Raw genomic sequence first — 26,081 nt, 5'->3', positions numbered from 1 at the left:
ACTCCGTTCTCAAAGGTCTAGATTAGCCTTCGCAAGTGACCAGCGGCCAGAAAAAGCACAAATAAAGTTACTGTATTACTTTTGTTAACAAGAATTACTTGCAATAATGACCGCCCATTTGTCCTCGACCCTCAGGGTCTGGAAGGACGATCACTCATTTTTTCTCTCAGGTCCGGCCAGCATGACACGCAATAAACTTCCCGCTTCGCCAACCAAGCTTCACAGCCCATCCCGCGCCTGGCGCGCGATTGCTGCGCTGCTGTTCAGCGTTCTGCTGGCACCGACCGCCGCGTTCGCCGATGCCACGGCTCCGGCCACACAGCCTGCCGCGGCCACGCCAGCAGCGGCGCCAGCACCCGCACCTGCACCAGAGCAAAACGCAGCAACACCTGATGCACCGGCTGCAGCGCCTGTCGCCAGCGATCCGGCCGCCGCCGAAGGCCTGGCCCCGGCTGACGAGTCCGGCGTCGTGCTGGAAGAGGACAACACCTTGGGCATGGCCCACGACCTGTCGCCCTGGGGCATGTACCAGAACGCTGACATCATCGTGAAGATCGTGATGATCGGCCTGGCCATCGCCTCGATCATCACCTGGACCATCTGGATCGCCAAAGGCTTCGAACTGCTGGGTGCCAAACGTCGCCTGCGCTCCGAAATCGCCAACCTGAAAAAAGCCACCACCCTGAAAGAAGCCAGCGAAAGCGCGGCGATCAAGGGCACGCTGGCGCACCTGCTGGTTCACGATGCGCTGGAAGAAATGCGCCTGTCGGCCAACAGTCGCGAGAAAGAAGGCATCAAGGAGCGGGTCAGCTTCCGCCTTGAGCGCCTGGTTGCAGCCTGTGGCCGCAACATGAGCAGCGGCACCGGCGTACTGGCAACCATCGGTTCCACCGCGCCGTTCGTCGGCCTGTTCGGTACCGTATGGGGCATCATGAACAGCTTTATCGGCATCGCCAAGACCCAGACCACCAACCTCGCCGTCGTGGCTCCGGGTATCGCCGAAGCTTTGCTGGCAACCGCGCTGGGCCTGGTGGCCGCGATTCCCGCGGTGGTCATCTACAACGTCTTCGCCCGCTCCATCGCCGGCTACAAGGCCCAGGTGTCGGACGCTTCGGCTGAAGTCTTGTTGCTGGTCAGCCGTGACCTCGATCACCAGCCTACCGAGCGCAGCTCGCAACCGCACATGGTGAAAGTGGGGTAATCGGCCATGGGCCTGCATTTGAATCAAGGCGACGACGAACTCGTCGAAAACCACGAAATCAACGTCACACCGTTCATCGACGTGATGCTGGTGCTGCTGATCATTTTCATGGTGGCGGCCCCCTTGGCGACGGTCGACATCAAGGTCGACCTCCCGGCTTCCAGCGCGAAACCCGCGCCACGCCCGGAGAAACCGGTGTTTCTCAGCGTCAAGGCCGATCAACGCCTGTTCCTGGGCGAAGAAGAAGTCAAATCCGCAACCCTCGGAGCGGTGCTCGACGCCAAGACCCAGGGCAAGAAAGACACGACGATTTTCTTCCAGGCCGACAAAGGCGTGGACTACGGCGACCTGATGAGCGTGATGGATGCCCTGCGGGCAGCCGGCTACCTCAAGGTAGGCCTGGTCGGACTTGAGACGGCAGCCAAGAAATGATCACGACGCGCCACAAACTGACGCGATATGGCAGCAGCCTCGCCGTCGTGCTGGGCGTTCACGCCGTCGCGATTATCATCGCGCTCCAGTGGTCGGCGCCCCAGGTGGTCCAGCTGCCACCGGCCGCCATGGTCATCGACCTGGCGCCGATGCCGGCCCCGCCACCTCCGGCTCCGCCGAAGGTGGTGACGCCACCGCAACCGCCCGAGCCGGTCGAAGAACTGCCATTGCCGAAACTGGCCGAAGCGCCAAAGCCGACCATTGCAGCGCCCAAACCGGTCAAGCCCAAGCCCAAGCCAAAACCGCAGCCGCCAAAACCTGAGAAAAAGCCTGAGCCGCCCAAGGAAAAACCTTCCGAAGAGCCGCCCAGCGAATCCCCTCAGAATAACGCGCCCGCGGAAAAATCGGCGCAGCCAGCCCCCGGCCCTTCGCCTGCGCAAATCGCCGCCAAGGCCACTTGGCAAAGCACCTTGCTCAGCCACCTGGCGAAGTACAAAAAGTACCCGCCAGGCGCTCAATCCCGTGGCAAGGAAGGCTTGAATCGCTTGCGGTTCGTGGTGGATGCCGAAGGCAAGGTACTCTCCTACGAACTGACGGGCCGTTCCGGCAACGCCGACCTCGACCGCGCCACGCTGGACATGATTCGTCGTGCCCAGCCGCTGCCCAAGCCACCGGCCCACATGTTGACGAATGGCAGCATCGAAATCACTGCCCCGTTTGTCTACAACATCGAGAAACGTCGCCGCTAGCGGCTGAATGTGGGGGCGAGCGGGCTCGCTCCCACATTTGATCAAGATCGACCCTGGCACCGGGTCAATCCCTGCCAAAGTTCTGATAACGTGCGTCTATCGATTGCAGCCGGTATGCTTGGCCGCAACCTCATGGACGCCCGCTATGACTCTTACAGAATTACGCTACATCGTGACCCTCGCCCAAGAGCAACACTTCGGCCATGCGGCTGAACGTTGCCATGTCAGCCAGCCGACCCTGTCGGTGGGCGTGAAGAAGCTTGAAGACGAACTCGGTGTGCTGATTTTCGAGCGCAGCAAAAGCGCCGTGCGCCTTACGCCGGTAGGCGAAGGCATTGTTGCCCAGGCCCAGAAGGTACTGGAACAGGCGCAAAGCATCCGCGAGCTGGCCCAGGCCGGCAAGAACCAGCTGACCGCACCGCTGAAGGTCGGTGCCATTTACACCGTCGGTCCGTACCTGTTCCCGCACCTGATTCCGCAACTGCACCGCGTCGCGCCGCAGATGCCGCTGTATATCGAAGAGAATTTCACCCACGTGCTGCGCGACAAACTGCGCAACGGCGAGCTGGACGCGATCATCATCGCGCTGCCCTTCAACGAAGCGGACGTGCTGACCTTGCCGCTCTACGACGAGCCGTTCTACGTACTGATGCCCGCGTCCCATCCGTGGACCAAAAAAGACACCATCGACGCCGGCCTGCTCAACGACAAGAGCCTGCTGCTGCTCGGTGAAGGCCACTGCTTCCGCGACCAGGTGCTGGAAGCCTGCCCGACCCTGACCAAGGGTAACGACGGTGCCAAGCACACCACGGTGGAATCCAGCTCCCTGGAAACCATTCGCCATATGGTCGCCTCGGGCCTGGGTATTTCGATCCTGCCGCTCTCGGCCGTGGACAGCCATCACTACGCCGCCGGCGTGATTGAAGTACGGCCACTGACGCCACCGGTACCGTTTCGCACCGTGGCGATTGCCTGGCGCGCGAGCTTCCCACGGCCAAAAGCCATCGAAATCCTCGCCGACTCGATCCGCCTGTGCTCGGTGGCCAAGCCGCCCGCCGCGAGCTAAGTTGCCGTCATGAGCGAGTTGTCGCAGGTGTCGGTGACGGCACTCAAGGGTGTCGGCGAAGCCATGGCCGAGAAGCTGGCCAAGGTTGGCCTGGAGAATCTCCAGGACGTGCTGTTTCATCTGCCCTTGCGTTATCAGGATCGCACTCGCGTGGTGCCCATCGGCCATCTGCGCCCTGGGCAGGACGCGGTGATCGAAGGCACCGTCAGCGGCGCCGACGTGGTGATGGGCAAGCGCCGCAGCCTGGTGGTACGTCTGCAAGACAGCACCGGCGGCCTGAGCCTGCGCTTCTACCATTTCAGCAACGCGCAAAAAGAAGGCCTCAAGCGCGGCACCCGCGTACGTTGCTACGGCGAAGCTCGACCTGGCGCTTCGGGACTGGAAATCTACCACCCGGAATACCGTGCCATTACCGGCGACGAACCACCACCGGTTGATACCACACTCACCCCCATCTACCCGCTGACCGAAGGCCTGACCCAACAGCGCCTGCGCCAGTTGTGCCAGCAGACCCTGACGCTGCTGGGCCCGAAAAGCCTGCCTGACTGGCTGCCTCAAGAGCTGGCCCGCGACTACCAACTGGCACCGCTGGATGATGCGATTCGCTACCTGCATCATCCGCCAGCCGATGCCGACGTCGACGAATTGGCCCTTGGTCATCACTGGGCCCAGCATCGCCTGGCGTTCGAAGAACTGCTGACCCATCAACTGTCGCAACAGCGCCTGCGCGAAAGCATGCGCTCGCTGCGCGCCCCGGCGATGCCCAAGGCCACTCGCCTGCCTGCGCAGTACCTGGCGAACCTGGGCTTCGCGCCAACCGGCGCCCAGCAACGGGTCGGTAACGAAATCGCCTACGACCTCAGTCAGCAAGAGCCTATGCTGCGCCTGATCCAGGGCGACGTGGGCGCCGGTAAAACCGTGGTTGCCGCCCTCGCCGCGCTGCAGGCCCTGGAAGCTGGCTATCAAGTGGCGCTGATGGCGCCCACCGAGATCCTCGCCGAACAACATTTCATCACCTTCAAGCGCTGGCTCGAACCGCTGGGCCTGGAAGTGGCATGGCTGGCCGGCAAGCTCAAAGGCAAGAATCGGCTGGCGGCCCTGGAGCAGATCGCGGCTGGCGCGCCGATGGTGGTCGGCACTCATGCGCTGTTCCAGGACGAAGTGCAGTTCAAGAACCTGGCATTGGTGATCATCGACGAACAGCACCGCTTCGGCGTGCAACAACGCCTGGCCTTGCGCCAGAAAGGCGTGGGTGGCCGCATGAGCCCGCACCAGTTGATCATGACCGCCACGCCGATCCCGCGCACCCTGGCCATGAGCGCCTACGCCGATCTCGACACCTCGATCCTCGACGAACTGCCGCCCGGCCGGACCCCGGTCAACACCGTGCTGGTCACTGATACCCGCCGCGTCGAAGTCATCGAGCGGGTGCGCGGCGCCTGTGCCGAAGGACGTCAGGCCTATTGGGTGTGTACGCTGATCGAAGAGTCGGAAGAACTCACCTGCCAGGCCGCTGAAACCACTTACGAAGACCTCACCGCCGCGCTGGGCGAGCTCAAGGTCGGGCTGATCCACGGCCGTATGAAACCGGCGGAAAAAGCCGCGGTAATGGCCGAGTTCAAGGCCGGCAACCTGCAACTGCTGGTGGCCACCACAGTGATCGAAGTCGGCGTCGACGTGCCCAACGCCAGCCTGATGATCATCGAGAACCCCGAACGGCTTGGTCTGGCGCAGTTGCACCAGTTGCGCGGCCGCGTCGGCCGGGGCAGCGCCGCGAGTCACTGTGTGCTGCTCTACCACCCGCCGCTGTCGCAGATTGGGCGCCAGCGCCTGGGGATCATGCGCGAAACCAACGACGGCTTCGTGATCGCTGAAAAAGACCTGGAGCTGCGTGGTCCCGGCGAGATGCTCGGCACCCGCCAGACCGGGCTGCTGCAATTCAAGGTCGCTGACCTGATGCGCGATGCCGATTTGCTACCTGCGGTGCGCGACGCGGCCCAGGCATTGCTGGAGCGCTGGCCACAACACGTCAGCCCGTTGCTGGATCGCTGGTTGCGGCACGGCCAGCAATACGGTCAAGTGTGACGGCGTGCTCACTTAGTCGACCCCCACTCGGACCAAGGTGGTTATACTCCTACGAAATGTAGGAAATTGGATCCGGCCATGTCAGAAGTTGCCCATGCCACAGTTCCGCCGACCGCTCCCATGGTCATTCGCGATCTGCTCACAAAACTCGCCATCAGCTACACGGAAGTGGTCGAACACGCTGGCCTGAATCCGGCGCGAAAAGTTCAAGCCGTACTGCTCGATGATGCCGTGGGCGCGCTTATGGTGCTGTTTCCCCATGACCAGTTGCTGGACCTCAATCGCCTCACCGAACTGACCGGACGCAAGCTGACTGCCGTCTCCCCGGATCGCCTGGAGCGCATGCTCGGCAAACACAACCTCAGCCAGTTGCCCGGCATACCACCGCTGACCAGTTCGCCGTGCCTTTACGAAGAAAGTCTGCTGCGCGAACCCACCTTGCTGGTTCACTCGGGCGAGGCCTCGGTGCTGCTGGAAGTCTCCAGTGACGACTTCAAGCGCCTGTTGAGCAAAGCCAGCGCCGCCAACTTTGGCGAGCCCCTGAGCAATATCCAGCCCAATTTTGACCGCCCGAATGACGACCGCGACGAAATCACCCAGGCGGTGCAGGCGTTTACCGTGCGGCGCATCCAGCAACGCCTGGAAGCTACGATTGAAATCCCGCCGCTGGCCGACACCGCGCAGAAGATCATCAAGCTCCGAGTCGATCCCAACGCCACCATCGACGACATCACCGGCGTGGTGGAAACGGACCCGGCTCTGGCCGCGCAAGTGGTGAGTTGGGCGGCCTCGCCGTACTACGCCTCACCGGGAAAGATCCGTTCGGTCGAGGATGCAATTGTGCGGGTGCTGGGCTTTGATCTGGTGATCAACCTGGCCTTGGGACTGGCGCTGGGCAAAACCTTGAGTTTGCCCAAAGACCACCCGCAACAGGCCACGCCGTACTGGCACCAATCCATCTACACCGCAGCGGTGATCGAAGGCCTGACCCGTGCCATGCCACGCGCCCAGCGTCCGGAAGCGGGCCTGACTTACCTCGCCGGCCTGTTGCACAACTTCGGCTACCTGTTGCTGGCGCACGTGTTCCCGCCACACTTCTCGCTGATCTGTCGGCACCTGGAGGTCAACCCGCACCTGTGCCACAGCTATGTCGAGCAACATTTGCTAGGGATCAATCGCGAGCAGATCGGCGCCTGGCTGATGCGTTACTGGGACATGCCCGACGAACTGTCCACCGCCCTGCGCTTCCAGCATGATCCTGCCTACGACGGTCAATACGCGGAGTATCCAAACCTGGTGTGCCTGGCTGTGCGCCTGCTGCGCAGCCGTGGCATCGGCTCCGGCCCTGACGCCCAGATCCCCGACGAACTGCTGGAACGTCTGGGCCTGAGTCGAGACAAGGCCGAAGATGTGGTGAGCAAGGTACTCGATGCCGAAGTGTTGCTGCGCGAACTGGCGTCGCAGTTCCACTGAGGCTGGGCTCCAAGGCTGTGGCCTGGAGGTTGGCAGGTATTGGTTTCGGCCTTACGCCCACCCCTCAAGCCTTGGATTTTTTCTTCGGCTTCAGGTATTTGGTCAAATCCTGGAACCAGATCACCAGCGCCGGATTGCCCTTGATCTGGATCGATTTGTCCTGAATCCCCGTCATGAACGCCAACTGCTTGTTCTTCGCCTGCATCGTGGCGAAGCCGTAGGCGGCGTCTTTAAAGGCGATGGCAAACGCAGGCTGCGGGTGAACACCCGAGCGGCTGGTGATGCGTTGATCCTTGACGATGAAGTGACGGGCAACCTTGCCGTCGAGGGTCTGCAGCTGAAAAGCCAAGTCCTTGTCACCCAACTGTTGCTGGAAGGCGGGGTTGGAGCGGCTGGCTTTGCCCATCATCAGGCCCAGCACCCACAAAAGAAGACGAAATTTCATGCACACGGCCTCGATGTAATTATTAAGTGGCCGCAGCAGTTTAACGATTTGCAGGCAGAACACCACCGATCTTGCGCATTAGCAGAAGATCGGCTGGTGTTTACCGCTTATAGCAACAACTTGCCTTAAACGTTAGGGCAAGGAACGGGCGCCCAATCGGCCAGGTTCGGATCGCGGCAAGTGCCTTCGATCTGACTTTTACCGGCGCTGGCCACCTGATTGCTTTCAGCCTGCTTGGCCTTGGCGGTCTGAATGGTTTTTTCGGTGCTCACGGCTTCTTTCGGCACCGTTGGCAGCACTTGCTTCTTCGCGGCCTTGACCGGCTTTTTGCCTTTTGTCGCGGGTGCCGTCTCGGCCTTGGCCACGGTGACCACATCGTTACGCTGTACACCCACCTGCTGCAGGTCTTTCTCGTAAGCCTGGGTGTAGTTGTTCAGGTCTTCGCTGGCCTTGCCGTTCACCGCCACGATCAAGTCGTTGGATTCTTTCAGGCCGGAAACGATTTCCGCCAGGCGCTTGCGGCCTTCGGTTTCGTTGACGGTCTTGGCTTTGCGATCGGCCACCAGCTTGGTGAACGCGCTCTTATAGCACTGCTGGGACGCCTTGGCGTATGCGGTGCTGCGATCGATATCGGAAGCGCTTTTGTTGAAGTCGGCAGCGTAGGAAGCGATGCGTTGGTTGTCATCGCTGATCTGTTTCTGACGCTCGGTGTAGTAACCCGCCGCGCCACCCGCCAGGGCACCGCCCGCCGCGCCGATGGCGGCATTGCGACCACGCTTGTCGGAGTCACCGGTCAGGGCGCCCAACAGCGCGCCACCGGCCGCACCAATGGCCGCGCCCGTCACCACCGACTTGGTCATGTCAGAATCAGTGGCACGCAGGTGCTGCACCGGCTCGTAGCAGTTAGGGTAATACTCGACCTTGGTGCTTGACGCGACCTTGGAGGCCGGCGAGGTGGCGCAGCCCGTCAATACGGTGCTGAAGCCCGCCGCGATCAGCAGCAAGTAACGCTTGGAAACCGGTGTAGACGTCTTAGGGGAAAAAAGCATAGTTGTGTTCTCTTTTAAGTTTGACCAGCCCAGCACGGCACACCACCGCCTGAGTCCCTTCCAAGCTCGCCAGCCTGCGTGCGATCAAGACCGCTGAGCGCTCGCTGCGAGCAATTCCTTCAAGATCGTTGCCGGGTCGGCCCGCTGTTGCTTGCGGTAGTTGCCGACATGGCGAACGAATAACGTCGCGCGCGTCACCAGGCTCTTGCCCAGTATCGGCTTGCGATCCAACTCTTCCTTGATTCGTTGAAACTGCGCCTGAATCACCGCATCGGTATAACGCGTGCCCGTGGCCAGGTTGTCGATGTAAATGCCGACCGCGCCATCCAGGGCGCTGCGACCATTGGCGATGGCCGTGGCAAACAGTTGCGCGCTGGCCTCGTCCTTGGCCGCCAGGGAGCGCTCGCGACTCTTCTGCAGATTGATCAGGCGGATGTTGTAGTTGCTGATGGTTTCGGCCACCAACGCTGCGGACTGGATCAAGTTGCCAGCCGCTTCCTCGCGTTGTCGGGCAATCAGCGAAACGTTGCGCTTGAGTTCCTCGTTGACCAGCCCGAGTTCGGCTTGCAGGCGTGGGTCGACGCTGGCGGCGATGATGCTGTCCAGCCGCTTGGTCGGGTCCTGCGCATCGTCGATGGCATCGGTCAGTCCGGCGAGTCGGCCTTCCTTTTGCCATTGGGCAAACAGCTCGTTGTAACGCGAACGCGGCGCCGACAATGCCCCAATCGCCACCCGGAAGCCGGTGGTTTCGTTGCTTTGTTCAGTGCCGTCAGCGCCGAACAGCGGGTATTCGCGGCGCATCCCAGTGAACAGCGTGCCCTCGCCTTCCAGGTAATTCCCGCCCTTGACCACAAAACCGCCGTAAGTGCCCTGACGGCGACCCGCATGGACCAACTGGAACGATTCCTGGACCATTTCGGCGGCGTTGCCAATCACGTCGAACAGGCCAATCGGATTCGGCAATCGGGTGCCGATGGGCAGCAGGCGTGCGGCCTGTCCGGTGCCTCCGGCCACCTGGTTGAACACCGCCCAATCCGCCAGCGGGCCGTCGCTTTCGCTGCCTTCGATACGCCGCGGGAACAGCCGACCTTCCAAGTCCTGACGACTGACCGCATGGCCACCGCGAGCGGCGAACTCCCATTCCACTTCGGTCGGCAGCCGCACAAAACCCACACCACCGTCTTCTGCCGACGTACCACGGCCGCTGACCGGCAGCAGGTCACGGTGGTATTTCATCAACCAGGCGCTGTACACCGCCGAAAAGCGCTCGGCTTCGAAACGCGACAACTTGACCTTGGGCAGGCGCCCGGCCATGCCGGCGGGTACATCGCAGGCCGGTGCCGGTTCGCCGCTGGCCAAGGACTGGGCCTGGGACATGACCTGAGCATATTGACGAGCGGTGACTTCGTACTTGCCGATGAAGTAGAACATCGGCTTGAGCGGTTTCTTCGCGTCGGTCTCGGGCATCAGCGGCGTGATGACCTTGTTCCACTCCTTGGGCAGGTCCTTGAGGGTGAACTGGCCGTTGATATAGTCCCGGCGATAGCCGGAAATAAACGACTGCTTATAACCCGCCTCGCCTTCACTGAAGGGATAGCCGAGACTGATCTCGCGATCGTCAAGGGTGCCTTGGGCCAGGATATAGACGTAACGAAAGACCATGCTGCCTTCGCACGGCAATGGCAGGCTGACGTCACCGGCCAACGGCTTGGGGTTGTCCAGTGTGTTCTGGCCCCCTGATGAAGAGGCCTCGTCGGAACAGGCCACGGTGGCCAAGCTCAGCACCACGGCGGCGCCCAGTAATTTATACATCTCTGATTCCTTCAGAAGCCTGGATTCGCGCTACACGCCAACCACCACACGCTGCCGCCACGGCACTGACGCCGAGGACAGCCACCAGGGCCAGAGCGTAGTGTCGCGCTAACAGATGACTGGCGTACTCGCCCGGCACCTGCACGAATAATTGGTTCAAGCCCGTCTGAGCGAACGCATACAACAGGGCACTGAGTACTGCAGCAAAACCGGCGCTGTAGAGCGCCTGCAACACCACAAACAACAAGAGCGCGCCGGTCGAGAAACCCAGCAGGCGCAACACCGACAATTCCCGACGCTTGCGTGCAACCGCCGCCAACGCACCGGCAAAAATCGCCGCAAACGCACCGGCCAACGCCAGCCCGGCGATCACCCAGAACACGATCGACAGATTGCGACTCAGTGACTGCACCTGAGCGATGGCCTGGGCCTGGGTCGAAACCAGCAGGTTCTGCCCGGCAAAATACACCCGCAGCGGCTCCACATCCGCCAGGCTGCGGGCATACAAGCGAAACGCCGGGTACACCCGTTGCTCGTGCACGCCCTCGACGTCGCCTGCCCAAGCCAACGCCGGGACAGCGCGACCGTCGCGGTAATCCTCTGCCGCTTCCAGTAACTCCAGCGAGGCGAACAAAGCGTCGCGGGCGAAAGCTTCCAGCGGCAACACACCCAACACCTGGAGCGGCGTGCGCTGGGCCTCGACGCGTCCCGCCACCTGGCGCGTAAAACTGGCGTCCAGCCAATCCCCGGCTTTGGCGCCCAGCTTCTCCGCAGCGGTGTGGCTCAGCAGCATTTGATCCAGGCCGCGCGGCAGAGGCATGCCGCTCAACAGCGGGTCACGTTCGGCGGTCGGCAGCATTTCCAGGGTCTGCGCGCCCAACTGCGCCGTCGCCGCAATCTGTCGCGTGCGCGGCACCGCGAAGGCCACATCCGCGCGCCGACCCAGTTGCTCGATAAACGCGCCACTGAATCGACCACCTCCCAACGGAATAATTTCCCGCGTCGCGGGGTCATTTTCCAAGCGCTCGGTCAAACTGCTGACCAGTCCGAATTTCAGGCCGAATAACACCAGCAACGGTGCGATCACCGCCACCAGGGCCAACACCGAACACGCCGACAGCCAGGCATCGTTGCGATAGTCTTGCCAGGCCAGGGAAGCCACCAAGGCGCCGCGCATCAGCAGGCCTCCCCAAGGGTCGCGGTGACGCCACCATCGGCATCACGCCGACAACTGATACGCCGGACCTGCAAACCACTGGCGCGGGCGAGCGGTTCATCATGGGTCGCGATCACGCAGCACGCGCCCGCCTCCAGGGTACGCGCCAACAGCGCCTGCATCACCCGCTCGGCGTTCAAAGGGTCAAGTGCCGCGGTGGGCTCGTCGGCCAGCACCAGTTGCGGGCCATGGGCCAATGCCCGGGCGCAGCTCACTCGCTGGCGCTGCCCCACGGATAAAGCGGTCGGTGGTTTTCCGAGTTGATCGCTGATTTCCAACTGCTCGGCCAGGCGCATGACGCTGCCGTCATCCCGCATCCCCAAAAGTTGGCGGGACAGCGCGATGTTGCCGCGCACATCCAGAAAACCCAGCAAACCGCCGGTCTGCGGCACATACCCCAGATACCGGCTGCGCAGCTCGGCCAGGGTACTTTGCCGGCCGCCACGCCAGAGCCCGGCAATGTCGACACGGTTGAGCTCGAATTGATCGACTTGATCCGGCGCCAGTACCAGCGCCAGCATATCCAGCAAGGTGCTTTTACCGCTGCCACTCGCGCCGACAATCGCCAGCTGCTCGCCGGCCCGCAGTTGCAGCGACGCAATGACCAGGCTATAGCGTTGGCTGCCGACGCCCCGGCTTTTGTGCACCGCGCTCAGGCTCAACATTACGGCAGCGTCGACAACGGCACGCGGTACAACGCATCGCCCGGTTCGGCATCACCGAAACGAACCCAGTTGGCCAGGTCGTTATGGAAGGTTTCATAGAGGCGGATTTTCGAATCCAGCTCGTCGATAAAGTCCTCTTGTTCGGCCACGCTCAACGACAACCACAGGTCCTGGGTCATGCTCAGCGATTTGCTGCGGTACGGCAGGCCTTCCAGGTATTCACCGAGAATACCGCCATCGGCCAGGTTGCCGCCCTTGCGCAAGGCTTGGGGATCGCGGCTCATGTAAGCCGAGGCGCTGGCGATTTCCTGGAAGAAATCGCGCGGCGAGGTCTGGGTCTTGCGCGCCGCATCGACAATCAGTTTCAGCGATTGCTGCAAGTCGTTGAGTTGCAATTTGGTCAACATCACGCATACCTGGAACGCCGGCAACGCCGGGTTGGTCAGGTCGCGGTCAGCGGTCCAGGCACTGACCAGTTGCGGCGCCTGGCTGGCGGTTTTGCGCCCGAGGAAATCCATGTGCATGGCGTAGCCAACTGCCGCGGACTTGTCCGTCAGGCTCGGCGCGGCATTGAGCAACGGCACCGGCTGCGCAGTGTTGCTGCGCACTTGATGCACCAGATTGGCGAATACACTGCCGATTTCATCGACCTGCTGCCCCAGCTTGCGGACATCACCGCCCGGCACCGGTGCATACAGATCGCCAATCTGCGGGTTGGCATCGGCGGTCAGCGTGCGGTACTGGGCTTCGGCGCCACCGTGGGTTTTCTGCCCGGCAGGGGTGCGCAGGTGCAGTGCGTAGATCTTGATCTGCTTGCCCAGAGCCGCCTGGCGCACTTCGGCTTCATTCATCTGGGTGGCGGCGAACGGGTCGTTCTTGCGCAGGGCGCCCGCATCGGTCACCAGCAGGATCAGGCGCCCGCCATAACCGGACCAGTCCATGCCCTCCACCGCCTGCATCACCCCGGCAAATGCGTCCTCATTGAATGAGTGACTGGAAACGCTGGACGCCTTGACCTGCCGTGCCATGTCGAGAAAACGCTGCGGGTCGCGGCCCTGATCAAGCGTGATCAGGGTCTTGGCCACGTATTCCAGGCCGGGGGTTTTCTTCACGCTGCTGCGAAAACCGACCATGCCAAAGCTCACGCTGTCCAACTCGCCACGCTCGGCGATACGGGTTTGCAACGCGTGCACCACGTCGCGTACTTGATCGATATAGGGCTGCATCGACACGGTGGTGTCCACCACCAACACCACCGCGGTGCGGAATGCATCGGCGTTGGCGCTGATCACCGGCGTGGCGGGCCTGGCCTGGGTCGACGCTGCACTGCCAGGATCGATGGACGCGATGTTGAGCAACTGCACCGGCTGACCGTTTTCGTCGAAGCTTTCCCTGGAATCGAAGATCGGCAGCAAGTAAAACTGGTTCTGCGGGACGGCGCTGGCAGCAGGTTCCAGTGCCAGCACCTGCTGATTGTCCTCGGGATTTTGCTGCGCCTTGAGCAGCAGGTTTTTCGCCCCGGCGGGATCGGCCAGCAACTTTTCCACTGCAGCCGGTTGGCGCAGGAACATCACGGGCGCCCGGCCCGAACGCTCGGTGAATTTGAGCACCAGGCTTTGTTTCCAGTCGCTGACTTGCACGGCCGGCAACCAGCCGTCACTGCGCCCATCAGTGGCGGCGCCAATGCGCAGCCAAGGACTGCCATCGATGTCCTTGCGTTGGTAGACATACAGCACCGAGAATGCCGGCAAGGCCTTGCCCGGTGCACCGCCGGCCTCGCTGGAGAGTTTCGCGCCGGGCTTGCTCAGTACCCGCTGGAACAGGGTTTTTTTGCCGTCCATCAGCAACGGGCGTTGCCCGCCGTCGACGTCAGCCACTGGGGCGCTGAGCGCGGGTGGCGCAGCTGGCGCCACATCCGGAGTGACTGCCGCTGGCGGCGGCGCGACGGGCGCGTCGTCGCTCAGCCACCAGTAACTGCCACCGCCGATAGCCAGCGCGACGGCTACCGCCACAGCGGCCAGCGCCAGCACCGGTCCACGGCGCTGTTCGGAAACAGTGCGATGTTGCGTCGGCGTCACCACCGGCTGGCGCACCGCCTGTGGTTGCGGCTGCGGAGCGTGGGTCGGGATCTCGATGGAAACCGGTGTCATGCCCGCCAGATCATTGCCAGGCGCAATCGGCAGCGGCCGAATCAACGTCGCCTCAAGGCTATCCTTGGGCAGTTGATCCAACGCACGCAGCAACGACGCCGCGTCCGGGAAACGTTCCGCCGGGTCTTTGGCCAGGAGCTTTTTCAGTACCTCCTGATAACGGCCATGATGCACCGGCAATTCCGGCAGCGGCTCGGTGAGATGCGCCAGCGCGGTGGAGAGTGCATCGGTGCCGTTGTAAGGCAGCTTGCCAACGAGGATTTCGTATAGCACCACGCCTAACGCGTAAAGGTCGGCACGACCATCGATTTCCTGGCCTCGCGCCTGCTCCGGGCTCATGTAGCTCGGGGTGCCCACGGCAAACCCGGCCTGAGTGAACTGGGTACGATCATCCAGGGATTTGGCAATGCCGAAGTCCGACAGCACCGCGGTGCCATCGGCGCGAAACAGAATGTTCGCCGGCTTGACGTCGCGGTGCACCAGTCCTTGGGCGTGGGCATAACCCAGCGCCGAGGCGATCTGGCGGATGTACACCAAGCCCTGTTCCGGCGTCAGGCCATCGGCAATGCGCTCCTTGAGCGTGCCGTTGGGCAGGTACTCCATGGCCATGTAATACAGCTCGCCGACATTGCCAATGTCATGGATGGTCACCGTGTGTGGATGCGACAAGCGCGCCAGGGTCTTGCCTTCGCGCAGGAAACGCTCACAGAAACTCGGGTCGGCAGCGAGCGCGGCAGCCATGACTTTCAACGCCACCTTGCGCTCCAGGGAACGCTGGGTCGCCAGGTAGACGCTGGCCATGGCGCCTTCGCCAATCTCGCCCTCGATGTCATAGCCGGGAATGTCGAGGGTCATGGCGATACCTTCACGACAATGGTGGTGATGTTGTCGGGCGCGCCCCGATTGAGTCCCAGGTGCACCAGGCTGCGGACAATCTCCTCCGGCTCGTCATGGCTGAGCACTTCACGCATCTCATGGTCCTCGACAGTCTTGTTCAGGCCATCACTGCACAGCAGGTAACTGTCGCCGGGGGCGATCAGCAGCTCGACAGCCGACAACTGCAACTGCGCCTCCACGCCAATCGCGCGAGTGACGATATTGGCGCGCGGATGCACCCGTGCGTCTGCTTCGCTGAGCAACCCGCTGTCCTGCAGGTCCTGCACATAGCTGTGGTCACGCGAGATACTTTCCAGGACTCCATCGCGCAAGCGATACAGGCGGCTGTCGCCCGCCCACAGGCACACCCCGCGCAAGCCGCGGGTGGCCAACAGCACCACGGTGCTGCCCATCATGGTCACGCCACGGTGAGCCGTTTCTTCACGCACGGCGCTGTTGACCCGAATCAGGTCGGAGCGCAGCGCCGCGCTGTATTCCTCGAGGGAGCGGCCCACGGGAATGTTGCGCAGGCTGTCGACGATCAGGCTGCTGACGTAATCACCCGCAGCATGCCCGCCCATGCCATCGGCCACCACCCACAGGCGGTTTTCCGGCAGATCCAGGCAGGCGTCTTCGTTAACCTGGCGAACCATGCCGACGTGGCTTTTGCTCGCGGACTTGTACGTCGCACCCATCTACACCACACCTTCTTGTCCGAGCAGAAATTGCGCAAAATCACCGGCGGCAGGCAGGCCCTGACACCGCAATAAACCAGGAGAAATCCGTTGCGATCCACGTCCCCACCACAGGCTTGCGCCTTCGCAGGCCTGCTCCGCCAGCACGCGCATGCGGGCCTGCGGATCGGTGGCGCCAAAGCGTTGCAGCCCGGCGAAACGACTGCCTTCGGTGCGCGACTGGCAAACCGGTGCGCCCAAGGCTTCGATCCCGGCCTCGAAGCGTTCAAAACTGGCGCCGCCATCCAGGGTGCTCAGCAGCAGTTCCTCCACCGCTTCAAACCAGGCGTCCGAGCCAGCGACAACCGAAGCCGGGTCGCTGTCGTGGTCCAGCAACGTCGCCACCGTCAGCGGGAAATAGCGCCCGACCCGGTCGATGCTCGGCATCACCACCCCTGTGACTGCATCCGGTCCGCACACACCCGGGCCCAGCACAAACCGCCACAGCGGACTGACCAGATAGACGTTCAACCATTGCCCACCAAGGCTGGCTTGGCTGGCCAACAGACCCGCCGCCAGCCAACTGTCCCAAGGCCCGATAAAACTCTGCGGCAAACCGCGGCTGACAAAGTCCCCGCGACTGGCCAACTTGCCGTAGAAACCGGGCGTCGTCATAGCCGCTCCGGCAGACTGAACCCGCGCAGCACGCGGCTCTTGAACGGGTTGAAGGCGCTGCCGGCCCGCAACTCGTAGGCGATGCTCGCACCATCGACCCGCAACCGCAGGTTGAAGCGGTCCGGCGAATTGCCGGCGCTCAGGTCCGATTGGTCCAGCAGGCGAAACCAGGCCCACGGCCCGTCCAGGGTCACCCCGGAACGCCCGCTGGCCGACGGCGGCATGATGGAAATACGCACCACGCCGATGCTGCCGGGATTGGGCCATTGCATGGCGACCGGGCGGCTTGGTCCATGGTCGTAGCTCAGTTGCTGGCCATCCAGGTCCAGCAGGAACTGGGTGATAGTCGGGTCCATCGCCACCGGCTTGAGTTCAAAACGCACAATCGGCTGAGTGCCTCCGGCGCGGAAAAACGCATCGCGAATAGTCGCCGCGTGCTGGAAGGTGTTCAGCACACCGGAAGAGATCCCGAGCTTCTGCGCCGCGCCCGGTTGCCAGCGCCAGGTCTTGGCCGAGGTGTCGACGTAGGGTTGCAGGTATTTACGGAAGTAGTTGTCCATCACCCCGCCGACGCCGAAGAACTGGCCAAAGTCATCCAGTGTCGCGTCGCGGGCACTGCCCGGCGACATCGGGTAACGCCCGGCCAGGGACTGGCGATAAACGTTGACCACTTCACTGCCCCACGCCGCGTTCAGTTGATCGCGCACCCCGCCCATCATGCTGCTGGTGGTGGCGTTGACCACCGACTTGACCATGCCCTGCACCAGCGGCGGCTGGCGTTCAGCGTTCAGGCTGACCCGCGTGGCCGCGGCGGTCGCCTGGTTCTTGGCCTCGCCGAGCAAGGCTTCCCCACTGGCGCCGACCATCGCGCTGACCTGCACATAGAGCGCGTTCATGTCCGCCAGCAGGCCGTCGATGGCCGCTGGCTCGCCTTCGTTCTTGGCGACGATGCGGTTGAGTTCGGCAAAATGCGCGGTCACGGGATCATCACTGGTGGCCGGCGTATCGGGCGCGGCCTGTTCCTGGCCGAGCAGGCTTCCAAGGCGCTCCTTGAGCTGATCGACACCGCCTTCCACCGGCGCGCCTTTGGCCGCCAGCAAGCGCTCTTCCTGTTGCAGATCGGTTTCCCTGGCCACCGCCACCAGCAGTTTTTTCAATGGCGAGGAAGGTCCGGAAATCACCCGCAGTACATCGGCGGCCTGGGCCACGCTGGTGATTGGCACAAAGTCGATGTCGGCCAGCAGGGCATCCCACTGACGCTGATAGTCCTGGAAGTACAAGCGACGCACGTCCGCGGCAAGGCTGGCGGCGTTCTGTTGATCGGCCGGCTCGCGACCCAGTACCCATTGCTCCTCGGCAAGGGTGCCGGCCTGGTTCAGGCTGGTCAGCAAGAAACCCTGGCGATAGCCCTTGGCGGTAAAGAATCCACTGAGCGGCTCGCCCAACGGCTTGCCACTTTTACGGCTGAATACCAGCGCGGCATCACGGCCAGCGGCTTCGTTGAGACGAAAATCCGCCACGCCCTCCGGCAATTTCTGGCGCTTGACCCGATCGTACACACGCTGGGCCACCGGCAGTTGTTGCAGTTGCCGACGCAGGTCATCGATCAGTCGCGGGTCCAGGCGAGCACTCGGCGGATGGCGATCGAACAGCGCCTGCAAGTGCCCGGTCAGCGCCTGGCGCTGCTCGGCCGGCAGATCGCGCGGCAGGCTGCGGTCCCAATCCAGCGCGATCCAGGCCTTGATGAAGTCCGGGTCGTAATGCTCGTTGTCAGCGAGCATCAGGTAAGCCTTCAGACCTTCGTAGAGGAAGTCCGAGCTACCGCCGCCCTGCAGTTGTTCTTCGATGCGCGTCACCAGGCGTGGCGCGAACACCGCGATCAGCAGCTTGCGGTAGACGCTGCCGGACTCGGCTTCGAGCATGTCGCCCTGGTACAAGCCCAGGCCTTCGGCCCAGCTTGGCGAATCTGCGGCAAGGTTTTTTACCGCGTTGAGCAACGGCAATACGGCGAGCACGTCGCGTTGCGCCGGGCTCAGGTTCTGCACGGTCAGGCCCAGGGGCGCGACCTTCTGGTCGACCTGGGCAATGTAGGCCTGATTGGCGCGATAGCTGACCCACCACAAGGTACTGACCACCAGCACCAGCGCCACGCTAGCCGCCAGCACGCCACGGGCCATCCACTTGCGTCGCCGCTCGACCTTCGGGTTGACGCCGACCAAGCCGCGCTCGGCAAACGCCACGGCGCTGAACAGCTTTTCAATGAAGTAACTGCGCCCGGTGCCGCTCTGGCGCGCCAGGTGCTGGCGGTCCAGGTTCATGCTCTGGGCCATGGCGCCGATCAGTCGGTCAATCGGGCTGCCTTCCTGGGTGCCGCTGGTGAAGTACACACCGCGCAGCAAGACACGCTCTTCGAAGGCATTGGGCTTGAACACCCCCTCAAGGAAACTCTGCAGGCAATCCTTCAAGGCACCGAACTGTTGCGGGAAGCCGTAGATCAGGTCGCGCCGCGCCGGGTCGCGCTCCTGTTGCAGACGCTCCACCAGACGTTCGTTCAGACGTTGTTCGAGACCGGCAAATTCGCTTTGCAGATGGGCCAGCGGGCTGTCGCTGCTTTTGCCATCGTCCAGGGCGAAGGTCATGCCCCATACCTGGGCGCGTTCTTCCTTGCTCAGGTTGTCGAAGAACTCCATGAAACCCGGCACCAGGTCGAGCTTGGTCAGCATCAGGTAAATCGGGAAACGCACGCCCAATTGGCTGTACAGCTCCTGGATCCGCAAGCGGATTGCCGCCGCATGCGCGGCCCGCTCGGCGTCACTGCCGAGCAGCAGGTCCGACAGGCTGATGGCGATAAAGGCCCCGTCAATCGGGCGCCGGGCGCGCTGCTTTTTCAGCAGGTCGAGGAAGCCCAGCCAGGCGGCTTTATCCACCGTGGAGTTGCTGTCCTGGGTGGTGTAGCGGCCAGCGGTGTCCAACAGCACGGCTTGATCGGTGAACCACCAATCGCAATTGCGCGTACCGCCAACGCCACGCACGGCACCCGCGCCCAATTGCGCGGCCAGTGGGAAATGCAGCCCGGAGTTGACCAGCGCGGTGGTCTTGCCCGAACCCGGCGGGCCAATGATCACGTACCACGGCAGCTCATACAGGTTACGACGCTCGTCACCGCCCAGCTTGGCCTTTTTCAACAGCACCAGGGCTTCATCCATGCGCTGACGCAAGGTCGCGAGTTCTTCAGCGGTGGCGACACTGTCGGGATCCGCCGGGGTTTCGGCCGCGAGACTGCGCATCACTTCAGCGGCTTGCCGGCGCGCCTGGACGATGCGCCATACACGGTAAGCGAGCCACACCGCGAAGATCAGAATGATCAGCGCCCAACGCCGGCCTTGCGGCACAAGGATGTCGAGCAACGGCCCGACGAACCAGATGATCAGGCTCAAGGCAATCAGGCCCAACAGTGGGATCACCCAGCGAATCATGAAACTGAAAAACGCCTTCACTCGACGCCCTCCGCCAATACGGTGATTTCAACCCGACGATTGCGGGCACGGCCTTCGGTTGTGGCGTTGGTCGCCACCGGCTCGGTGTCGCTTCTGCCCTCGGCACTGAAGCGATCGCCCTGGCCGGTCTTGGCCGCGAGAATCTCCAGCACCGATCGGGCCCGGGCTTCGGACAAGGCCCAGTTGGACGGGAAGCGCAGGGTGGCAATCGGACGGTTGTCGCTATGCCCGGTAACCCGCACCTGCCCCTTGACCTTGCGGATGGCATCGGCGATGCGCAGCATCAATGGCTGATAGTCATCGACGATGCTGGAACTGGCCGACGCGAACAGCTCATCACCACGAATGGTCACCACCGAGCGGTCCACCGCATCTTCCACCGCCACGCGCCCGGCCTTGATGTCGTCGACCAGGAAACCCGCCAGGCGCGGTCGCTCGATGATTTTCGGCTGCGCCACCGGACGGTCGATGGCCTGCACCGGGATCTCGCCGAGGGCATGAATGTTCTTGAACACCGGCTCGGCATCCGCCGCCAACTTCATCCGCAGGCCGAACAGCAAGGCCAGCAGCAAGGCCAGGCCAATCGCGACCGCGATCCACGGCGGCATGAATTGCGCCAGGCGGTCGCGGGCCACGGTGACGCCACGCCAATGCGGCGACAGCTCACGCTCGTGATCGCCCCGGGCGCTGCGAATCGCCGCCGCCGTGCGCTCACGCAAGGCTTCCAACTGGCTGCGACCGTCGTTCATCACCCGGTAGCGGCCCTCGAAACCCAGGCATATGCACAGATACAGCAACTCCAACAGATACAGGCGCTCGCGCGGACTTTGCAGGCAGTGATCGAGCAACTGGAAGACTTTTTCGCCGCCCCAGGCTTCGTTGTGGACCGTGATCAGCAGGCTCTGCTTGCCCCAGTCACTGGTGCTGCCCCATGGCGTGCTCAACACCGCTTCGTCGAGGGCGGTGCACAGCGCATAGCGAGCCAGCAATACTTCATTGCGGGCCACGCCGGCGGCTTCGGCACGCTCTTCGAATTGACGCAGGTAGGCCAGCAACTGTGCTCGCAGACTCGACGGGGCCGGATGCGCAATGGTGTTGCGCAGCCGCGTCAGCAACGCCAGCAGTTGACCGGCCGCGCCTTCCAGCGGATTCAGGCCCTGGGCTTTGCCGGTGAGTGGCGCGGTCGGCATCGACAGTGGCGCCGCCGCAACCGGCTCCGCGCGGGCGGGCTCCGGCGCACGACCACCCGGACGCGGCATGAACTGGGTGCGGTCATCATCATTGGGATGCATCGCGGATTATCCTCGGATCGCCCAGAAGGCCAGGTTCAAGCCCGGGAATTGCCCGGCGATGTGGAAGGCAAAACCGCCGGAGTGGATCAATTGCTGCCAATGCTCGCTGCCCCGATCCAACTCGTAGTAAGTGGAGCCGGCGTGGTACGGAATCTGCCGTGGCGCCACCGGCAGCGGCAGCAGGCCAATCCCCGGCAATTGCAGGTTGACCAGGTCGCGAATGTGTTCCACCGAACCGACTTTGCTTTGCTGGCCGAAGCGTGCGCGCAAGGTTTCGCTCGGCACATCGGCGCGCACCACCAGGATGAAACTCGCGCTGTCGATCAAGGTTTTGTCCGCGAGCATCGCCACATGCACGCCGTAGGCTTTCTCGACAATCGGGATCGGCGTGGCTTTGCTGTCGATCAGCATCGACAACGCTTCACGCAATGCCTGCATCACCGGGGTGAAACTCAGGGCAAGGTCGTCATGCTGGTATTGCGGATATTCCTGAGGACGACGGCCCGCTGTGGAGAAGGTCGAGAATTCGCCGGCCAGGCTGACCAGTTCGCTGAAAAAACGCTCCGGATGCAATGGGCTCAGCTGGCTCAGGTGCTGAATCAACGGCTGCGCGCGGTTGACCAGTTGCAGCAGCATGAAGTCGGCAATCTCCGACGCACCACCGGCGCCCGATGCCACGACCCGTCCGGCGAGGGCTTCGCCGCGCTGATGCAGCAAGCCAAGCAGTTCGCTGCGAAAGGCTGTCAGCGGTTTGCTGGCCGCCACATCGAGCACCGGCGGGATGTAGCTGTCATCCAGAACCAGAGCGCGGTCGGCGCGCTTTTCCTTGATGCGTACCAGGCCGATGGCCGCGTAATCACTGACGCCATCCTCGGCCGTCAGCAAACGCAAGGCACGGGAACCGACCGCCACCGGCGCACGATTTTCAAACGGCGCATTGTCGTCGCGCACTTCCCGGACCTGGCTCACGTAACGCGCGGCGCCCAGGGCTTCGCCTTCATCGACCGTATCGGGGGCGCCGGCACGCTTGAGCGGCAAGGCCAGATAAACCAAGCCGTCGCGCAGGCTGTCGTCAATGTTCAACGGGCTCGGTGCCAGGTCGTCCTGGGGAATGTTGAACGGCGTGCCATCGGGCAACAAGCCACGGGCCGAGACGATGGCCAGCTTGCCTTGGGCCAGCAGCCCTTGGTCGATCAGCAGTTCGGAAAAGCCCCACGCGCCTGCCGACAATGGACGGCTGCGGGCATCAATCAGGTTTTCCAGGTAACGGTCATGCTGCTGAAAGTGCTGCGTTCCGATGAACATGCCTTCCGACCAGACCACGCGATTGTTCCAGGACATGGGGGCTCCGATTGCTTGTTATTGGGCAGGGCTGGATGGGGGGACCACGATGTCCGCGCGAACCGCACGCACATCAAGGCTGATCTGGTACTCGGTGTACGCGCGCGGCGGAATCTCGAGCACCGTGCGCCATTGCGCGCGGTCCAGCTCGCGATAGCCCACCAGCAGGCCGACCTGTCGAGTGGCCGGGTCGAGGTCACGCTGGATACTCAGTTGCTGGCCGGGTTTGATCACGACTTCGTCCTGATCGATCAAATCCAATCCGAGCGTCGCCTGGGCACGGTCGGCCAGGGCGAAATAGTCAGAACGCCTGAAGATCGCGGCATTTTTCAGCTCGAAAATCCGTACCCGCACCGGCGCAGCCTGGCCAGTGGTGCCGGGGTTGAGCCCGTTGATGGCATGAAAGTGCAGCTCGACGGCGGCAGTGTCCGCTTCTGCTTCGGGGGCCGAAGGCTTTGCTGCATCCTTGGCACACGCCGCCAGCAGGAATGCGCTGGCGACTGCGACTAAAAACCTGGAAATCATCCTGCGTCCTCAATGACGTACTTAGCTATCCGTTATTCCATTGTTGTAGTGCGCTTCAGCGTCGCTGGCGTGCACTGTGCGCTTCGTAGGCCCGGCTGAATTCGCGACCGAACAAGTCCTGGAAATCTTCCTGGGCTTCACGGGAAATGTTGCTGTACAGCTCGGTAAACTGCTGCCAGTACTGGGCCTGGCGCGACCCGTTGAACAGGCTCGACAGCCCGCCGGGCTTGCCCATGCGCGCCTCCAACTGCGCCGGTTCAAAACGCGCCAGCAAGTGCTTGATGGCGGCTTCAACACCGGCCATCACCGCCAACTGATGGGCACGTAAATCATCGAAACTGTCGCGCACGGCAAGGTCCGGCGCCATAAACGCCGGATTGCCATGACGCAGCAGCAACAACAAGGCTTCGTCGGCATTCGGGGCGAACTTCAACGGGTTGTTTTCCACCGGCTGAATCATCGTCTGCTGCATCCGGAACTCGCCCTTGAGGCTGCTGCGGGCACGCAACACGTCAATCAAGCCTTCGACCATCAGCCGGTAGCTGCGCCCGATGCTTTCCATCTGCGCTTCGGCCTGCGCCTTGTCCAGGCGCAGTTGATCGAGCCCGGCACCGCGCAGGAAGGCTTGCAGCAAATCGGGCTGTGGGCTGTCGGATGCCTCCGGCGGGGGCTCCGGCAATGGCGGTTCGACTCTCGGCAGCGGCGGCTGCGGGGCTTCCACGGGGACTGCGACCTCGATTACCGGCGCGGGCGGGTCGCCCAACAAATCCCAGTCCTCGGGAATCACTGCACCCGGCAACACCGGCTCAGGCGCGGATGGCAGCGGGGTCGGCGGGCGGAAGTCGTGCTGCTCGGCCGGGACGTGATCGGGCTGCGTGGCTGGCGGCACGGCGGTCGGGCTGAGAAAGTCGAACAGGTCGGGCAGCGTGTCCATCGACGACGCGCCTTGAAACTGCGGCGCGATGGCCGGCGACGCGCTCGGTGTGGCCACGGGTGCAACGGCGGCGCCCTGGCGGCCCATCAACGCTTCAAAACTGTTGGACGTGTCACCCGCGAACGGCAGGCTATCGCTCACTTTCACCCCAGCGTCGATGCGCGCCTGGATTTCGTAATCGCCGATACGGATCAACTCGCCATCTTGCAAGGGCTCACTGTTTCCCCGGCGCAAACGAATACCGGCCTTGACCAACTCCACACCGTTAGTGCTGTTATCGGTCAAGTAGTAGCGACCATCCTTGTATTGAATGACGCAATGTTGCGCGGAAACCAAGCGCTCTGGGTCAGGCAATACCCAGTCATTTTCAGCAGCGCGACCGATGGCCATCACTCCATTATCCATGGACTTTTCCGCACACTGTCCAGGGGTAATTTTGTGATAACTGGTAATAGTCAAACACAGCGCCATCTTGCCTCCTTGCTGAAACCCACGCCTGCCCGAGTCGCGGGAAGATCATTCCCAAGGCCCCGGCGAAAAATCGTGAAAACCACCCTAGAAGCCCGTTTTAACCGCAGGATCGCTGATTTTAACTGGCTCTTGTGACAAAAATCCTCTAACGGCACTGACTTTGACCTGCGGGTCGCGCAGCGTGTTAAGCACCGCACATCTGTCACACGGTGCGAATAGCTTACCTTGACAAGGCATAACTACTACACCAAAAATGCACAACTTCTTGAATTTGCATGATGGCACTTTGAAATCAAAGAGCCTGCACTGAAGAGAAAGACATGCCCATAAAAAGCGCAAGTTCCGTGCGCAACTAATGCATGCGTTACCCGAGACTAACGGGTTGATAAGGAGATCGAACTTAGTGGATGTGCCGCTGCTGCTCGCCGCCGTTTCCGCGACTTCACCCTGTGGTGAAGACTTGGAATATGACGCGGACTATCTGCATCTGGAACGTGCTGCCCAGGGTCAACCCGAACGCAGCATGGGCGACTCGATCCTGCCCGCCGAACCGCCGGAATGGCGCAGTATCCAGCAGCAAAGCCTGGACCTGCTGCAACGCAGCAAAGACTTGCGCATCACCCATTTCCTGCTGCAAAGCTCCCTCGCTCTGCAAGGCGTGAGCGGACTTGCGAATGTCCTGCGACTGATCAGCGAACTGCTTCAGCAGTACTGGGGCGACCTGCATCCGCGCCTGGACGCCGAGGACAACAATGACCCCACGGTACGCATCAACGCCCTCACCGGCCTGACCTGCGACGAGACCATTCGCCTGCTGCGCGAAAGCATCCTCGCCCGCTCCCGAACCTTTGGTCCCGTAAGCCTGCGGGGCGCGCTCAACGCCAGCGGCCTGCAGAGTTTCCCGGGTGAACAACTCGGCGCCGAACAACTTGCCGGGGCCTTTCTCGACAGCGACGCCGAACAGGTGCAAGCCACTCGCGCCGCGCTCGAGGAGGCACGCACCGCCTGCGAAACCATTGAGCAATACGTCAGTGACCAGGTTGGGTCCGCCCAAGGCGTGGACCTCGGCCCGCTCAAGCAACCACTCAAGCAGGCGTTGCAGATTTTCAGTCAGTTCGCCCCCCAGGACGGTGACAGTCGTGAACCCGAGGTTGTCAGTGACGACAACGCCGCCTCGGTCGAGCACGCGGCACCGCCCGCCGCACCGCGTAGCACCGGCGAAATCGCCAGCCGCGACGAAGTGCTGCGCCATCTGGATCGAATCCTTGCGTACTACAGCCGTCACGAGCCTTCGAGCCCGCTGCCGGTGCTGTTGAACCGTGCGAAAAATCTGGTGCACGCCGACTTCGCGGCCATCGTGCGCAATCTGATTCCCGACGGCATGTCCCAATTTGAAAACCTGCGCGGACCGGACGGCGAATAAACGTCTGGTTTTCGCAGTAACAACACCGTC

At 62.6% G+C, this 26,081-nt stretch carries 20 protein-coding genes; 7 read left to right on the top strand and 13 right to left on the bottom strand.

Annotated elements, in window-relative coordinates; all coding sequences use genetic code 11:
* Positions 1-181 precede the first annotated feature (181 nt).
* The 6 genes from exbB (at position 182) to AC6CIA_RS19365 (ending at position 7,006) form a co-directional block, all read left to right on the top strand.
* On the top strand, positions 182-1,201 hold the full coding sequence (exbB, locus tag AC6CIA_RS19390) for a tonB-system energizer ExbB (RefSeq protein ID WP_498314323.1): 1,020 nt from the start codon (positions 182-184) through the stop codon (positions 1,199-1,201).
* A 6-nt stretch (positions 1,202-1,207) separates the two neighbouring features.
* Positions 1,208-1,633, top strand: coding sequence for a TonB system transport protein ExbD (gene exbD, locus AC6CIA_RS19385; RefSeq protein WP_339527639.1), 426 nt, complete (start codon positions 1,208-1,210; stop codon positions 1,631-1,633).
* The gene (locus tag AC6CIA_RS19380) at positions 1,630-2,382 is read left to right on the top strand and encodes an energy transducer TonB family protein (RefSeq protein ID WP_498314320.1); all 753 of its coding nucleotides are present in this window, start codon (positions 1,630-1,632) and stop codon (positions 2,380-2,382) included. Before exbD ends, AC6CIA_RS19380 begins: the two co-directional genes overlap by 4 nt.
* 145 nt (positions 2,383-2,527) lie before the next feature.
* Positions 2,528-3,448, top strand: coding sequence for a hydrogen peroxide-inducible genes activator (locus tag AC6CIA_RS19375; protein ID WP_084381546.1), 921 nt, complete (start codon positions 2,528-2,530; stop codon positions 3,446-3,448).
* Between the two features lie 9 nt (positions 3,449-3,457).
* Complete coding sequence (recG, locus tag AC6CIA_RS19370) at positions 3,458-5,533, top strand: ATP-dependent DNA helicase RecG (RefSeq protein WP_498314318.1); 2,076 nt, start codon at positions 3,458-3,460, stop codon at positions 5,531-5,533.
* Positions 5,534-5,611: 78 nt separating this feature from the next.
* On the top strand, positions 5,612-7,006 hold the full coding sequence (locus AC6CIA_RS19365; protein WP_498314317.1) for an HDOD domain-containing protein: 1,395 nt from the start codon (positions 5,612-5,614) through the stop codon (positions 7,004-7,006).
* Positions 7,007-7,070: 64 nt separating this feature from the next.
* Here AC6CIA_RS19365 and AC6CIA_RS19360 read toward each other — a convergent pair whose 3' ends face one another.
* The 13 genes from AC6CIA_RS19360 to tagH all read right to left on the bottom strand — a co-directional run bounded on the left by AC6CIA_RS19360 (position 7,071) and on the right by tagH (position 24,628).
* Positions 7,071-7,451 carry a helicase gene (locus AC6CIA_RS19360; RefSeq protein WP_498314315.1) on the bottom strand — a complete coding sequence of 127 codons (381 nt, stop codon included), beginning with the start codon at positions 7,449-7,451 and terminating at the stop codon, positions 7,071-7,073.
* 125 nt (positions 7,452-7,576) lie between these two features.
* Positions 7,577-8,500 (bottom strand): type VI secretion system-associated lipoprotein TagQ, encoded by a 924-nt coding sequence (gene tagQ, locus AC6CIA_RS19355; protein ID WP_498314313.1) that lies wholly within the window; start codon positions 8,498-8,500, stop codon positions 7,577-7,579.
* An 84-nt stretch (positions 8,501-8,584) separates the two neighbouring features.
* On the bottom strand, positions 8,585-10,312 hold the full coding sequence (locus AC6CIA_RS19350) for a formylglycine-generating enzyme family protein (protein WP_498314311.1): 1,728 nt from the start codon (positions 10,310-10,312) through the stop codon (positions 8,585-8,587).
* Positions 10,305-11,489: an ABC transporter permease gene (locus AC6CIA_RS19345; protein ID WP_498314309.1), complete on the bottom strand. Its 1,185-nt coding sequence runs from the start codon at positions 11,487-11,489 to the stop codon at positions 10,305-10,307. The genes AC6CIA_RS19350 and AC6CIA_RS19345 overlap by 8 nt, the downstream gene beginning before the upstream one ends.
* Positions 11,489-12,193 carry an ABC transporter ATP-binding protein gene (locus AC6CIA_RS19340; RefSeq protein ID WP_498314308.1) on the bottom strand — a complete coding sequence of 235 codons (705 nt, stop codon included), beginning with the start codon at positions 12,191-12,193 and terminating at the stop codon, positions 11,489-11,491. Before AC6CIA_RS19340 ends, AC6CIA_RS19345 begins: the two co-directional genes overlap by 1 nt.
* Positions 12,193-15,198 (bottom strand): serine/threonine-protein kinase, encoded by a 3,006-nt coding sequence (locus tag AC6CIA_RS19335; protein WP_498314306.1) that lies wholly within the window; start codon positions 15,196-15,198, stop codon positions 12,193-12,195. The genes AC6CIA_RS19340 and AC6CIA_RS19335 overlap by 1 nt, the downstream gene beginning before the upstream one ends.
* Complete coding sequence (locus AC6CIA_RS19330) at positions 15,195-15,914, bottom strand: PP2C family protein-serine/threonine phosphatase (RefSeq protein ID WP_498314304.1); 720 nt, start codon at positions 15,912-15,914, stop codon at positions 15,195-15,197. The genes AC6CIA_RS19335 and AC6CIA_RS19330 overlap by 4 nt, the downstream gene beginning before the upstream one ends.
* Entirely contained in the window at positions 15,915-16,568 is a 654-nt protein-coding gene (gene tagF, locus AC6CIA_RS19325; protein WP_498314302.1) for a type VI secretion system-associated protein TagF, read from the bottom strand.
* On the bottom strand, positions 16,565-20,065 hold the full coding sequence (gene tssM, locus AC6CIA_RS19320) for a type VI secretion system membrane subunit TssM (protein WP_498314300.1): 3,501 nt from the start codon (positions 20,063-20,065) through the stop codon (positions 16,565-16,567). Before tssM ends, tagF begins: the two co-directional genes overlap by 4 nt.
* Positions 20,062-21,357 carry a DotU family type VI secretion system protein gene (locus AC6CIA_RS19315; protein WP_498314299.1) on the bottom strand — a complete coding sequence of 432 codons (1,296 nt, stop codon included), beginning with the start codon at positions 21,355-21,357 and terminating at the stop codon, positions 20,062-20,064. Before AC6CIA_RS19315 ends, tssM begins: the two co-directional genes overlap by 4 nt.
* A gap of 6 nt (positions 21,358-21,363) precedes the next feature.
* On the bottom strand, positions 21,364-22,698 hold the full coding sequence (tssK, locus tag AC6CIA_RS19310) for a type VI secretion system baseplate subunit TssK (protein ID WP_498314297.1): 1,335 nt from the start codon (positions 22,696-22,698) through the stop codon (positions 21,364-21,366).
* Positions 22,699-22,716: 18 nt separating this feature from the next.
* Positions 22,717-23,223, bottom strand: a complete 507-nt coding sequence (gene tssJ / locus AC6CIA_RS19305) for a type VI secretion system lipoprotein TssJ (RefSeq protein WP_498314296.1) — start codon at positions 23,221-23,223, stop codon at positions 22,717-22,719.
* Positions 23,224-23,278: 55 nt separating this feature from the next.
* Positions 23,279-24,628 carry a type VI secretion system-associated FHA domain protein TagH gene (gene tagH, locus AC6CIA_RS19300; protein ID WP_498314294.1) on the bottom strand — a complete coding sequence of 450 codons (1,350 nt, stop codon included), beginning with the start codon at positions 24,626-24,628 and terminating at the stop codon, positions 23,279-23,281.
* A 403-nt stretch (positions 24,629-25,031) separates the two neighbouring features.
* On the opposite strand from tagH, the gene tssA reads away from it, so the two are divergent.
* Positions 25,032-26,051 (top strand): type VI secretion system protein TssA, encoded by a 1,020-nt coding sequence (tssA, locus tag AC6CIA_RS19295; protein ID WP_498314292.1) that lies wholly within the window; start codon positions 25,032-25,034, stop codon positions 26,049-26,051.
* Positions 26,052-26,081 lie beyond the last annotated feature (30 nt).

Source organism: Pseudomonas sp. GQ91, assembly GCF_059758795.1.
Note: the sequence above shows the minus strand (reverse complement) of the source record. Positions and strands in the feature narration are given on the sequence as shown.